9 protein-coding genes are annotated in these 13,579 nt (G+C 62.4%); 2 read left to right on the top strand and 7 right to left on the bottom strand.

Features of this window, described 5'->3' with window-relative positions; all coding sequences use genetic code 11:
* Positions 1-57: 57 nt before the first annotated feature.
* Positions 58-1,002 (bottom strand): transketolase family protein, encoded by a 945-nt coding sequence (locus B5E67_RS08135; RefSeq protein ID WP_087249616.1) that lies wholly within the window; start codon positions 1,000-1,002, stop codon positions 58-60.
* 1 nt (position 1,003) lies between these two features.
* Positions 1,004-1,858, bottom strand: a complete 855-nt coding sequence (locus B5E67_RS08130) for a transketolase (RefSeq protein WP_087384593.1) — start codon at positions 1,856-1,858, stop codon at positions 1,004-1,006.
* 986 nt (positions 1,859-2,844) lie between these two features.
* Between B5E67_RS08130 and brnQ the strand changes: the two genes are divergently transcribed.
* Positions 2,845-4,194 carry a branched-chain amino acid transport system II carrier protein gene (gene brnQ / locus B5E67_RS08125; protein ID WP_087384591.1) on the top strand — a complete coding sequence of 450 codons (1,350 nt, stop codon included), beginning with the start codon at positions 2,845-2,847 and terminating at the stop codon, positions 4,192-4,194.
* Positions 4,195-4,284: 90 nt separating this feature from the next.
* Here the strand turns inward: brnQ and pulA are convergent, their stop codons facing one another.
* Positions 4,285-6,240 carry a type I pullulanase gene (gene pulA / locus B5E67_RS08120; RefSeq protein ID WP_204246538.1) on the bottom strand — a complete coding sequence of 652 codons (1,956 nt, stop codon included), beginning with the start codon at positions 6,238-6,240 and terminating at the stop codon, positions 4,285-4,287.
* Positions 6,241-6,501: 261 nt separating this feature from the next.
* Between pulA and B5E67_RS08115 the strand changes: the two genes are divergently transcribed.
* On the top strand, positions 6,502-8,598 hold the full coding sequence (locus B5E67_RS08115) for an AAA family ATPase (RefSeq protein ID WP_087384590.1): 2,097 nt from the start codon (positions 6,502-6,504) through the stop codon (positions 8,596-8,598).
* 1,424 nt (positions 8,599-10,022) lie between these two features.
* On the opposite strand, the gene B5E67_RS08110 is transcribed toward B5E67_RS08115, so the two are convergent.
* From B5E67_RS08110 to B5E67_RS08095, 4 genes are read right to left on the bottom strand one after another with little or no spacing between them, the layout of a single operon-like run.
* Positions 10,023-11,519 (bottom strand): polysaccharide biosynthesis C-terminal domain-containing protein, encoded by a 1,497-nt coding sequence (locus B5E67_RS08110; RefSeq protein ID WP_087384588.1) that lies wholly within the window; start codon positions 11,517-11,519, stop codon positions 10,023-10,025.
* Positions 11,520-11,539: 20 nt separating this feature from the next.
* Positions 11,540-12,091, bottom strand: coding sequence for a YgjP-like metallopeptidase domain-containing protein (locus B5E67_RS08105; protein ID WP_087384586.1), 552 nt, complete (start codon positions 12,089-12,091; stop codon positions 11,540-11,542).
* The gene (locus B5E67_RS08100) at positions 12,081-13,013 is read right to left on the bottom strand and encodes a DMT family transporter (protein ID WP_087384585.1); all 933 of its coding nucleotides are present in this window, start codon (positions 13,011-13,013) and stop codon (positions 12,081-12,083) included. Before B5E67_RS08100 ends, B5E67_RS08105 begins: the two co-directional genes overlap by 11 nt.
* A complete protein-coding gene (locus B5E67_RS08095; RefSeq protein ID WP_087365113.1) occupies positions 13,010-13,558 on the bottom strand; it encodes a hypothetical protein in 549 nt (182 codons plus the stop codon). The genes B5E67_RS08100 and B5E67_RS08095 overlap by 4 nt, the downstream gene beginning before the upstream one ends.
* Positions 13,559-13,579: the final 21 nt, after the last annotated feature.

Raw genomic sequence — 13,579 nt, 5'->3', positions numbered from 1 at the left:
AGAGCCGGCGCAGAAATCTGCGCCGGCTCTTGGTTTTGCTTTTTGTCCGGTGAGGGATCAGCGGCCCAGCATTTCGTGGGCCGTCTTTTCGATGGTGGCTGCATCCAGGCCGAAGGCGTGGATCAGGTCCCATGCGGGGCCGGAGCAGGCGAAGCAGTCCTGCACGCCGATGCGGCGGACAGGAACAGGGTACTTCTCGCTGAGCAGCGAGCAGACAGCCTCACCCAGGCCGCCGATGACGCTGTGCTCCTCGCAGGTGATGACCCGGCCGCAGTCGCGGGCGGCCTCCAGGATCAGCTCCTCGTCCAAGGGCTTGATGGTGTGGATGTTCAGCACCCGGGCGCTGATGCCCTGCTCGGCCAGATGTTCGGCCGCGATGCGGGCCTCATTGACCTCCAGGCCGGTGGCGATGATGGCGATGTCGTTGCCGTCGGTGATCTTCTCGCCCTTGCCGATGGTGAAGGTATAGTTGTCGGGGTCATGGAACACGGGGACAGCCAGACGGCCAAACCGCAGGTAGACCGGGCCCTTCATCTCGTAGGCGGCGCGGACGGCAGCCCGGGCCTCGATGTCGTCGGAGGGGCAGATCACGGTCATGCCGGGGAGGGAACGCATCAGGGCGAAGTCCTCGCAGCACTGGTGGGATGCGCCGTCCTCGCCCACCGAGATGCCGCCGTGGGAAGCGCCAATCTTGACGTTCAGGCGGGGGTAGGCGATGGAGTTGAGAATCTGCTCAAAGGCGCGGGCGGCGGCAAACATGGCGAAGCTGGACACAAAGGGGGTCATGCCCATGGTGGATAGGCCAGCTGCCACGCCGATCATGTTGGCCTCGGCGATGCCGCAGTCAAAGAACCGGTCGGGAGCCACCGACTGGAACATGGAGGTGCGGGTGGCGGCCGAGAGGTCGGCGTCCAGCACCACCAGGTCGGGATGCTCGGCGGCCAGCTCCCGGAGGGTAGCGCCATAGCTGTCGCGGGTGGCGATCTTCTTTACTTCTGCCATATTAGCCCTCCTCCTTTTCCAGCTGGGCCAGAGCGGCCTTCAGCTCGTCCATCGCGGTGGCATAGTCGGCGTCGCCAGGGGCTTTGCCGTGCCAGTCGGCGTCGTTCTCCATATACGAGACGCCTTTGCCCTTGGTGGTGTTGAGGATAATGAAGGTGGGGCGGCCCTTTTCGGCGTGGAACGCCTCCACGGCGGCCTCGATCTGGTCATAGTCATGGCCGTCGATGGACAGCACGTTGAAGCCAAAGGCCTCCAGCTTTTTGTCCTGGGGCGCGCTGTTCATGACCTTCTCGATGGCGCCGTCAATCTGCAGGTGATTCAGGTCCAGGAACACGCAGAGGTTATCCAGCTTGTAGTGAGAGGCGAACATGAAAGCCTCCCAGCACTCGCCCTCCTCGATCTCGCCGTCGCCGACGATGGCGTAGACGCGCACGTCGTCCAGGCCCTTGACCTTGGCGCCCAGAGCCATGCCGCAGGCAGCGGAAATACCCTGGCCCAGGCTGCCGGTGGACATATCCACGCCAGGGACCGTGTTCATATTGGGATGGCCCTGCAGGCGGCTGCCCATATGGCGCAGGGTCAAAAGCTCCTCGGTGGGGAAGAAACCGCGCTCGGCCAGAGCAGAGTAGAGGGCCGGCGCTGCGTGGCCCTTGGAGAGGACCAGGCGGTCCCGCTCAGGCCAGGCAGGGTTGGCGGGGTCCACCCGCATTTCCCGGAAGTACAAAAAGGACAGCACCTCTGCGATGGACAGGCTGCCGCCGGGATGGCCGCATTTGGCACTGTGGGTGCTCTCGATCACGCCGATCCGAATATGGCAGGCGTGTTTTTGCAGGGCAAGTTTTTCTGCGTTTGTCATAGATCGTCCTTCCATTTGCACTGGTTCGTCTCCTGGATGGGTAGATACATCATGAGCACTGATGCCGGAATGCCGGAGACACGCTGTATTCCAACTTAATATTATCTATTCTGCCCGGAAAGGTCAAGATGATTTTGTCAAAATGTACAGCAGAGGGGAATTTTGTGCCGCAGTCGCGCCTTTTTTGTGGAAATTGCCCTCCTTCCGCTTTTTCGAGAAAAAGCTTGGCAAAAAGCTTTACTGGGTACCATACACTTTCCGGGTCTCCGAAGGTTCCGCGGGGCCGTTATGTTCCAAGCTCTCTCCCGGCGTTTGTGCCTGCGGCACGGTACGATGCAAACTTGAGTGTAGCCCGGGATTTAGAGTACGAAGCGTACTAAAGAATGCTGTAAAACAGGGGGCTGTATTTGGCTGCGCAGCCGAGGCGGAGCAGGGGCCGCCGTCCAAATTTTCAAGCGGACTGCATCCGGCGCAGAAAATTTGGGTAACGGCAACCCGGAGCAGTGCTTCAGTTTTTGCAAGCCCCCCACCGTGGTGCGCCGAAAAACCGACTAAGCGCAAGAGGAACAAACGCCGGGAGCGAGCCTGAGCCCGGCCGCTGGGTAAAATCGGGCTATGCCGGGCCTTGCATCGTACCCGGGCACAGCCCGGACCCAACGTGAGTGCGGCACAGTCTGCAACCCTCTGTCACCCTATAAAGAGCGGCCAGAGTACATGGTACCCAGTGAACGCCTTTTCTGAAAAAGAGAAACCAGGTTGCAAAAAGACTTTGCATCGTACCGGGGCACAGCCCCGAACGCAGCAAACGAGCAGGAGCGTAACGGCCCCGCGGAACCTTCGGAGACCCGGAGAGTGCATGGTACCCAGTGAAGTTCTTTTTGCATCCTTTTTCTTTCAAGAAAAAGGATCAAGAAAAAGGATGTGTACTTTCATGTTTAAGTATGTTATCATGAAAGAAATAGAATACCATGACAGAAGGTGTTTGGATGAAAAAGAACCTTTCTTTCCGCCAGCTGGCGGCGGTGGGCAGTATGCTGTTCGGGTTGTTCTTTGGCGCGGGCAACCTGATTTTTCCCGCGTCCATGGGCCAGCTGGCCGGCGGCAGCGTCCTGACCGCATCGGCCGGCCTGCTGATCACCGGCGTGGGCCTGCCTCTGCTGGGCGTCGCCGCTCTGGGCATCAGCCGGTGCGACGGCCTGGCCTCTCTTTCCAGCCGTGTGGGCAAGCCCTACGGCCTGTTTTTCACCTGCCTGCTGTATCTGACCATCGGGCCTTTCTTCGCCATTCCCCGGTGCGCCACCGTCCCCTTTGAGGTGGGCGTGGTGCCCGCTCTGGGCGGGCAGGGCTCCCAGGGTGCTCTGGTGGTGTTCTCCCTGGTGTTTTTCGCTGCGGTGCTGTGGTTTTCTCTTCGGCCGGGCAAGATCCTCACCTGGGTGGGCAAGGTTTTGAACCCCCTGTTTCTGATCTGCCTGGCCATTCTGCTGGTGACCGCTCTGGTCCAGCCCATGGGCCCCATCGCCGACCTGCCGCCCGAGGGCAGCTATGCCCAGTCCGCCTTTGTCAGCGGCTTTCTGGAAGGCTACAACACCATGGACGCCCTGGCCGGGCTGGCCTTCGGCATTGTGGTGGTCAACGTCATCCGGGACCTGGGCGTCACCGAGCCGGGAGCCATCGCCGCCAACACCGTCCTGGCGGGCTGCCTGGGCTGCGGCCTGATGGGGGTCATTTATCTGGCGGTGGCGGTGGCCGGCGCCCAGACCCGGGCCCTCTATCCCACCGCCTCCAACGGCGGCGAGGTGCTCCTCACCATGGCACAGCACTATTTCGGCTCCTTTGGGGCGGTGCTGCTGGCGGTCACCGTCACCTTTGCCTGCCTGAAAACCGCCGTGGGCCTCATCACCAGCTGTTCCGAGACCTTCTGCGCCCTGTTCCCCAAGGGCCCGTCCTACCGGGTCTGGGCGGTGGGCTTCTCGCTGTTCTCTCTGGGAGCTGCCAACTTTGGCCTGGAAACCATTCTGGCCTGGGCCACGCCGGTGCTGATGTTCCTGTATCCGTTGGCCATCACCCTGATTCTGCTGTCCCTGGCCGGGGGCCTGTTCGGCAACGACCAGCGGGTTTACGCCTGCGTCACCGCCTTTACTTTGCCGGCGGCGGTGGTGGACTTCCTTCACGCCCTGCCCGCCGGGGCCCAGACCGCTCTGGGCCTGAAACCTTTCCTGGAGGCCGTCGGACAGTATCTGCCCCTGTTCACCCTGGGTCTGGGCTGGGTTTGTCCCGCCGCGGTGGGCCTGGCCGTCGGCCTGGCCCTCCACTTCCTGCGTCCGGCCCGCGCCTGATCTGAAAACGTCAAAAAGCCCCGCATCCTCTCAGCAAGATGCGGGGCTTTTTTCAATGGGGCAGGGGCGCACAAGGGGAGAAGGGCGCCCTCAGACTGCGCCCAGGATGGTTGCACTGTAGGGAAGCAGGACGGTGCTGCCGGTGCGGATGATTTCGCCGCCCCGCCACAGACTGGAGGAAACGCCGTCGCACAGCAGCCGCCACCGGCCCTCGGGCAGGGAAACGGTGGCCTCGCTGCCGGTGGGGTTATAGAACACGGCGATTTCAGGCCAGGCGGCGCCGTCGCCGTCGGCGGCCTCCAGATGCCACCCCTCCAGGGGCGGCTCCAGGGAGAAGAATTCGACGGCGTGGGCGCTCTCCAGTTTGCCGTCCCCCAGCCGGGGGAACCGGGCCCGCAGGGCGATGAGCCCCCGGTAATAGTCCACCAGGCCATGGAAACTGGCCGCCCGGCTCCAGTCCAGCTGGTTGATGGAGGCAGGGGAGCGGTAGCTGTCCTTGATGCCCTTTTTGGTGCGGGCGAATTCCTCGCCGGCCTGCATAAAGGGCGTGCCCATGCAGGTCAGATAAATCCCCGCCGCCAGCCGGTTCTGGGCCACAATCACGTCGGGGCTGGCGTTGTAGTCGGGTTTTTTGAACCGGACCGCCATCAGCTTATCCCAGAGGGTCAGGTTATCATGGGCCGACACATAGCTGATGATCTGGCTGGGAGCCCGGGGATTCACCCGGTCGTGGAGGCACCAGGCCCCCACCGCCGCGCCGATATCCCAGAAAGCCCCCTGTTTACCCTCCACATAGCCAGGGTCCCGGGCGTCAAAGCAGTTGCCCTTGATGGCGTCCCGGGTGTCGTCGCTGAACACGCCGATGCGGGTGCTGAGCATCTGCAGGTTGGCCTTGTTGGCCTCGTACCGGCGCAGCATGCTCTGGCCGCCCTGCCAGGGCTCGCCGTACATCAGAATCTCCTTGCCCCGGGGCAGTCTGTCCAGGGCGGCCCGGATTTCGTTCATGGTCTCCACGTCAAACAGGCCCATCAGGTCAAACCGGAAGCCGTCGATGTGGTATTCTCTGGCCCAGTAGAGGATGGAGTCAATCATATAGCGGCGGGCCATGGGCCGCTCGCAGCAGAACTCACACCCGCAGCCGCTGCCGTTGGAGAAGGTGCCGTCGGGATTCTGGCGGAAAAAATAGTAGGGCACCGTGTTGTTCAGGACGTTTTCGTGGCGGTACATGTGATTGTACACCACGTCCATCACCACGCCGAATCCCGCCTTGTGGAGGGCCGCCACCATCTGTTTGAACTCATGAATCCGCACCTCCCCGTGATAGGGGTCGGTGGAGTAGCTGCCCTCGGGAATATTATAGTTGGTGGGGTCATAGCCCCAGTTGTACTGAAGCCGGAGGGGCCGGGCCTCGTCCACGCTGCCGAAATCAAACACCGGCATCAGCTGGATGTAGGTCACTCCCAGGCGGCGCAGGTAATTCAGCCCGGTGGGAAAGACGTTGTCCCCCGCCAGGGTGGTGCCCTCCTGGGTGAAGGCCAGATATTTGCCCCGCCAGGGCCGGGCAAACCCGCCGTTGGGGTCCCAGGAAAAATCCCGGACGCTGACCTCCCAGATCACCCGCCGGGAAGGCGGGATCACCGGCCGGCGGTCAAACTGCCAGCCGGAAGGATCGGTGCGGCGCAGATCCACAATCATGCTGCGCAGGCCGTTGACCCCCGCCGCCCGGGCGTAGGGGTCCCCGGTTTCCCGGATCTGGCCGTTGACCCGCACCGAGAACGTATAGTACATCCCGTGCTGGTCCCCGGGCAGGTAGATGGTCCAGCAGCCGTGTTCCCGCCGCTCCATGGCGAGGGAACCGATGCAGAAACCCTTGTCCCCCTGACGGTAGAGGTTGACCATGACCTGTTCCGCTGTGGGGGCCCACAGGCGCAGCCGGGTCCCCTCGCGGGAATAGTCCGGCCCCAGGGGCCCGTCGTAAAGGGAATCCTTCTCAAACCTCTCGCTGTCGTAGTAGGATCTCAGGCTTTTCGGGGTCTTTACGCTCACACCTCGTCACATCCTTCTGTCAACTGCGCTGAGGGACAGACCGGCCCGCAGGCCGGCCTGTTCCCACTGCATTCTATGATATCTTTATTTTAAAGGACACCGGGCCGCATTGCAAGAGCTATTCCTATATAATCCGCATTTTGTTGCAAGGATTTGGATATTCTGCCCAAAAGGGCCGGATTTGCCCGCGGCTGCCGCTTGCAAAAAACCACGGCACCCGCTATACTTGAATCAACAGAGAAAGAACAACCGGAGGGTGCTATGGGCTACAACGACGACTGGGAAAGTTTGATGAACAGTGTATTCGGCTCACAGGGTCGGGTGCGCAGCGGCGGCACGGCCGAAAAAGCCGCCAAAGAGGACGCAAAGCCGTCGGGAAAGCCGGCAGGGAAGGCCGCGGGACCCCGTCCGGCCCGGGCCAGCGGGATGCCTGACCTGAACAAAGCCCTGCAGGAACAGCAGAAAACCCTCGACGCCCTCCTGAAAAAGCAGAATGCCGCCCTGCGGGCCCAGGACCAGAGCAGCACCCGCCAGGCCCTGGAGGAGAGCCGCCAGCTTCTGCGGGACATGGAGGCGGACGGGCTGCTGGCCCGGGGCACCTCCGACACCCCGGTCGAGCACATGGGCAGCTTTGAGGGTCTGGCCGCTGAGGTGAAAAAGACGGTTCTGGGCCAGGACGCCTATGTGGACGCCCTGGTGCGGGCCATGCGGCGGCCCTTTGTGCTGGGGACTTCGGGTCCCCGGGCACGGAATGTGATTTTGCTGTGGGGCCCCAGCGGGACGGGGCGCCACTTTGCCCTGGCCGAGACCGCCCGCCTGATGGCGGCCCGGGGCCTGCTCCAGAGCGACCAGGCCGCCCGGATGGATCTGGCCCTTTACGCCGACCCCGGCGCCGAGCGGCTCTTTTTGCAGGACCTGTATGCCGCCCTGTACGCCCCGGGGGAGATGGTTCTCTTTGACCACTACGAGCGGTGCTGTCCGGCCTTCCTCAAGACCCTGGCCAGCCTGGCGGTGAAGGGTTCCGCGCCTTTGACCTCCCGCTATCTGGTGAACCGGGAGGGGATTCTGGTGGACGCCGGCAGCGCCCTGGCGCCCGGCGCCGTCAGCCGCATTACCCCCCAGGGGAAATATCTGATCTTCTTCTCCCACAAGGGCCGGGACGCCATGGCCGACCTGCTGGGGGCCGGGTTTGTGTCGGCCATCGGGGATGTGTGCCAGACCCAGCCCTTTACCGCCGACCATCTCCAGGCCCTGGCGGCCCAGCAGATCAACGAGCTGGCCCGCCGCTGCCTCCGCCAGCTGAAACTGACCCTGACCGCAGGGGCCAACGTCCGGGATTATGTGGCGGATTTCACCACCGAGCGGGAAGGGGCCGCCGGTCTGGCCGCCTGCTGCGACCAGATGTTCCGGGCCCTCAGCGAGTATTGCCTGCGGAATGACAGTTTCCGCCAGGGAAGCGTGGCTCTGGACGTTCAGGACGGGGTGCTGCGGTTCTCCATCGACAAGAGCGAGCCGGCCCCCCTGCTGGACCTGCTGCCCCCGGCCTGGAACGGGGACATCGACGAGGTGCGCCGGGAGCTGGACGCCCTGGTGGGCCTGAAAGAAGTGAAGGAATACGTCTTTGGCCTGGCGGACAACGTACAGGTTCAGAAGCGGCGGGCCGACGCGGGAATGAAAACCGCCAGCCTGTCCATGCACATGATCTTCACCGGCAACCCCGGCACCGGCAAGACCACCATTGCCCGGCTGGTGGCCCGGTATCTGAAAGCCATCGGCGCTTTGCGGGGCGGTCAGCTGGTGGAGGTAAGCCGGGGCGACCTGGTGGGCCGGTACACCGGCCACACCGCCCCTCTGACCAACAGCGTCATCGAGAGCGCCCTGGGCGGCGTGCTGTTCATCGACGAGGCCTACAGCCTCTACCGCGGGGAACAGGACAGCTTTGGCCTGGAGGCCATCGACACCCTGGTGAAGGGAATGGAGGACCACCGGGACGATCTGGTGGTGATTCTGGCAGGCTACACCAAAGAAATGCAGCAGTTCCTGACCGCCAACAGCGGCCTGGCCAGCCGGTTCCCCAACCAGATTGAGTTCCCCGACTACACCGCCGACCAGCTGCTGGACATCACCGCCGCGCTGGCGTCGGCCCGGGGATACCGTCTGGACGAACAGTGCACCTTCCCGCTGCTGGGCTTTTACCAGCGGCGGCAGGCGGCCGACAGCCGCACCGCCGGCAACGGACGCCTGGCCCGGAATACCCTGGAACGGGCCATCTACAACCAGAGCCGCCGTCTGGTGGCCGAGCCGGACGCGCCCCTGGATCTGATCCTTCCCGGGGACCTGGATCTGGACGACGACTAACCCCCAACACCAAAGCCCCTGCCCCGGCATGCGCCGGCCGGACAGGGGCTTTTTGTTTTCCGTATCCATAGAAAAGGCCCCGAGCTCACCGTCCCATAAGGGACAGCTGACCCGGGGCCTTTTCCCGCACCAAAACAAAAGTTTTGTAGGCCCCACCACAGGGCCTGCTCTTATTTTAAGGGATTTTCCTCTCTGCGTCAAGCCCCTTACTTTTCTAGAAGAAAAGTAAGCAAAAGACTTTTCACTGTGTACCATACACTCTCCGGGTCTCCCAAGGTTCCGCGGGACCGTTATGTTCCGGCTCGCACCCGGCGTTTGTGCCTGCGGCACGGTACGATGCAAACCACCTCAAACCTGGTTTTCAGGCCCCCGCAAAAGCTCTATAAAACCAAAAATCCCCGCCCCTGCGGGAAGCAGAAGCGGAGATCTTGTACTTATGGAGCTTTCCCATCTACTGGAAAACAGCACATCAAAATAAAAGACAGATTCGGCCTCGCAAAACTTTGGACTCACCGGGGCGCAGCCCGGGAACCTCCTAAAGCGGCTGAGACCTCGTCGCCGGCAGGGGTTTGTAAGGCCCGCAGCAGTCAGCGGTACCAGGTAAAAAGCTTTTTGCCTGCTTTTTCTCGAAAAGAGAAAATCAGGTTCTGCTTGAGCCTTGCATCGTACCGGGGCACGGCCCGGGAGCCTCCTAAAGCAGCTGAAACCTTGCCGCCGGCAGGGGTTTGTGAGGCCCGCAGCAGTCAACGGTACCAGGTGAAAAGCTTTTTGCCTGTTTTTTCTCAAAAAGAGAAAATCAGGTTCTGCTTGAGCCTTGCATCGTACCGGGGCGCAGCCCGGGAGCCTCCTAAAGCGGCTGAAACCTTGCCGCCGGCAGGAGTTTGTGAGGCCCACAGCAGTCAGCGGTACCAGGTGAAAAGCTTTTTGCCAAGCTTTTTCTCAAAAAGAGAAAATCAGGTTCTGCTTGAGCCTTGCATCGTACCGGGGCGCAGCCCCGGAACCTCCTAAAGCGGCTGAAACCTTGTCGCCGGCAGGGGTTTGTGAGGCCCGCAGCAGTCAGCGGTACCAGGTGAAAAGCTTTTTGCCAAGCTTTTTCTCAAAAAGAGAAAATCAGGTTCTGCTTGAGCCTTGCATCGTACCGGGGCGCAGCCCGGGAACCTCCTAAAGCGGCTGAAACCTCGTCGCCGGCAGGGGTTTGTGAGGCCCGCAGCAGTCAGCGGTACCAGGTAAAAAGCTTTTTGCCTGCTTTTTCTCAAAAAGAGAAAATCAGGTTCTGCTTGAGCCTTGCATCGTACCGGGGCGCAGCCCGGGAGCCTCCTAAAGCCGCTGAGACCTCGTCGCCGGCAGGGGTTTGTGAGGCCCACAGCAGTCAGCGGTACCAGGTAAAAAGCTTTTTGCCAAGCTTTTTCTCGAAAAAGCGGGGGTTACTTTTTTTCAAAGAAGTAACGGTCCAGGAAGGCGACGAGGGGGGCGGCGCGGCGGCCCAGCAGGCGGGGAAGGATGACCCGGCCCATGGCCCAGACGCCCTTGAAATTGTAGAGGATGACCACGGCGCACAGCAGGCCGGTCCACAGGCCGTACCAGGGCACCTCCGCCAGGGTGATGCCCGCCTCAATCACCAGAAAGACCACGTTCACCAGAACGTGCATGGGCTCCAGCCGCAGATCCATCATCTTGCGGCTGTCGATGGCCCGCAGCACAAAGACCAGCGCCATGGACAGGAAAGAGGCATAGGTGACGCCCACCGGGCCAAACCAGAGAATCCCCAGATAGTTGAGGATGCAGTTGGCAATGGCGCCCGCCAGCATGGTGTAGAGGCTGTGGGTGGAGCGCTTGTAGACCACATAGATGCTGTTCATGAACTGGGTGAAGCAGGTGAACACCGCCGCCAGGGTCAGGTAGGGCACAAACTGCCAGGCATCAAAATAGCTGGACTTCATGACCAGCATCACCGGCCGGCACAGCCAGAGGATGCCCGCCGCACAGCAGAACATGACGCTGGAATAGCTGCGGAACACGGTGGTGAAGAACCGGCCCCGGTCCTGTTCTTCGGTGACCGCCGACAGCTGCCAGGCGTCGTAGAAGATGGTGCCCAGGGTGCTCAGGATGGTGGGCAGGAAATAGCCGGTGGACAAAAGGCCGCTCCACTCGGCGCCGCTGCGGCCCTGGATGCCGCCGCACATGGCGTTGACAAAGAACATGTCCGAGGCGTTGATGATCCAGAAACTGATCTGGGCCGGGATCATGGGCAGGGAAAACCGCAGCATCTCTTTCCAGAGGGTGCGGTTGATGTAGCTGAAATCAATGTACTGCCACAGCTTGCCGGTGAAGAACAGGAACAGGCTGCTGGTGACGTCGCCGCAGATGATGGCCAGCAGGTAGCCCTCGGCGCCCATCTTGAGCACCACCAGGTACAGCACATAGAACATCAGGGTGGCGAAGGTGCACAGCACGCCGTCCACGCCCACCAGACGGTTCATCTCGCGGCTGCGGATGAACTGGGTGCAGAGGGTGCGCAGGCAGCTGGTGAGCACATACACGCACAGGAGAATCTCATACCCCTGCACGCCCGGCACCTGCCGCAGCAGCGGCCAGAACAAAAGCAGAATGCCATAGCCCAGCAGAATGGTCAACAGGCCGTTGGTAAAGACCTGCTTTTTGCTGTTGCCGCGGTCCAGGCCAAAGCGGATGATGGCGTTGCTCATGCCCATGGACACAAAGGGGATCAGCAGGTTGGCGCACTGGCTCAGCAGCTTGGAAATGCCCATGCTCTCCACGTCCCGCATGGCGTAGGTCAGGAAAGGCTGGACAATCAGGGTCAGCAGTTTGGACGAAAAGCTGGAAATGGCAAAAATCAGGGTATTGCCGGCCAGCTTGCTGTATTTATTCTGTCCCTCCTGGGGGACACGACGGTTTTCCAAAGATTTGTACCTCCCGGTTTTTATTTCTCCCGCAGCAGGGCGCGGCGGGCTTTCCAGTCGGGCATCCGCTGTTCCACCTGGGCCCAGAAGGCCGGGCTGTGGTTGGGCACCAGGAAATGGCAGAATTCATGCACCACCACATATTCCTGGGCCGCAGCGGGCTCGTTCCAAAGGGCCAGGGCAAAGGTAATCTGCCGTTTGGCGGGGACGCAGACGCCCCAGCGACTGGTCATGGCCCGGACCTTGATGACCGGCATCTGTCCCCCCAGCGCCTCGGCAAAGGAGGGAAACACCGCCCGGCTCAGGGCGGTGAAATGTTCCAGGGCCGCGGCCCGGTCGGGCAGAGGACGGGCCGCCCGGCGCTGTTGGCGCAGGACGGCCTGTTGGATCCACTCCGCATGGGCCGTCACGAAAGCATCCGCCTGGCGGAGGGAGGCCCGCATGGGGATGCTCACCGCCACGGTGCCGTCGGAACGGACCCGGAGATTCAGATTTTTCACCCTTCGCCGGGTCAGCTGGTAGCAGATGCCGCCGGCCTGACGCAGCTGGGTTGTCTCTTGCTTAGCCGCCACGGCTGCTGCGGGCCGGCCGCCGGATCAGGCGGCCCAGCGGCAGCTGAGCGCCCACCACGGCGGCAAAGATCAGGGCGCAGCCCCACAGTTCCCGCACCGAGAGGCTCTGGCTCAAAAGCAGCCAGCCGCCCAGGGCGCCAAAGACGCTCTCCAGGCACATGGCCAGGCTGGCAATGGCAGGGTTCAGGTCCCGCTGGCCCAGAATCTGGAGGGTATAGCCCACGCCGCTGGACAGGATGCCGCAGTAGAGCACCGGCAGAGCCGCGCCGGTGATGTCGGCCAGGGTCACCGTCTCGGTGAGGAAGGAGGCGATGGTGCTCTCCACCGCCACCACCAGAAACTGCAGCATGCTCAGCCGCACGCCGTCCACCTGGGGGGAGAAGTGGTCCACCGACACAATCTGGAAGGTGAACAGCACGGCGCACAGCAGCAGAATGCCGTCGCTGAGCTCCACCCCGCCAAAGTCTCCCTGCATGCACAGCAGGTAGAGGCCCGCCACCGAGAGAACCACACAGCCCCAGATCTGGGCCGGGCTCTTGCGGCTGAACAGAAGCCCCACCACCGGCACCAGGACCACATACATGGCGGTGATGAAGCTGGCCTTGGCGGTGGAGGGGTTGAGGGTAATGCCAATCTGCTGGGCCGCCGACGCGGCAAAGAGGAAGGTGCCGCAGATCAGGCCGCCCCGCAGCAGAATGCGGCGGGCCTCCCCCTGGGGCGGGCCGGCGGGCTCCCCGCGGCGGCGATGGACCGCATCAAAGACGCGGCACAGGGGCCACAGGAACACGATGGCCAGCCAGCTGCGGCAGGCCAGAAAGGCAAAGGGCGCCAACGTCGAGCCGGCGCTCTGGGCCACGAAGGCCAGGCCCCAGATCAGGGCGCAGAGCACCAGCAAAAAGGTGTTTCTTGTTTGTACTTTCATCCCACAATTCCCTCAGCTGCAAACATTCCGTACAGATAATACCGGCTCGAGTCGTACGAGACGGTGATGCGGTACTGGGCCGACGGGTCCAGCCCGGTGATGGTATAGCGGTAATTGGTGCCGTCGGTGCGGATATAGCCGGTGGAGCCGTCCACATACTGGGCCCCGCCGTCCACCTTTTTCCACAGAGCCAGCTTGTACTCCTGGACGCCCTCGGCGGTGCCGCAGGCCGTGATGGTCAGAGTATCCCCCGCCACCTGGAAATAACCGGTGTTCCGCTTCCAGATGCCATTGTAAATGCCGTAGAGGGTGCCGTTTGACACCACGTTGGCCCACTGGGCCGTGGAATCGGTGCCCTCGGGCAGCATGATGGGATCGGTGGTGGCCGCCGCCCAGTTTTCGGTGTCCTCTTCCTGGGCGGTGTTGGAAAAGCCCATCAGGCTGGCCACCCCGTTTTTGATGCTCTCACATCCCGCCAGGCTGAGGGTCAGCGCCGCCGCCAGCACCAGCGCAAAAAACCGTTTCATCTTTGTTTTCCGTTCCATAAGACCTCCGGGCAGAGACGC

Source organism: Faecalibacterium sp. An122, from assembly GCF_002160895.1.
GTDB lineage: Bacteria > Bacillota > Clostridia > Oscillospirales > Ruminococcaceae > Faecalibacterium.
This window is presented reverse-complemented; position numbering and strand designations above follow the sequence as displayed.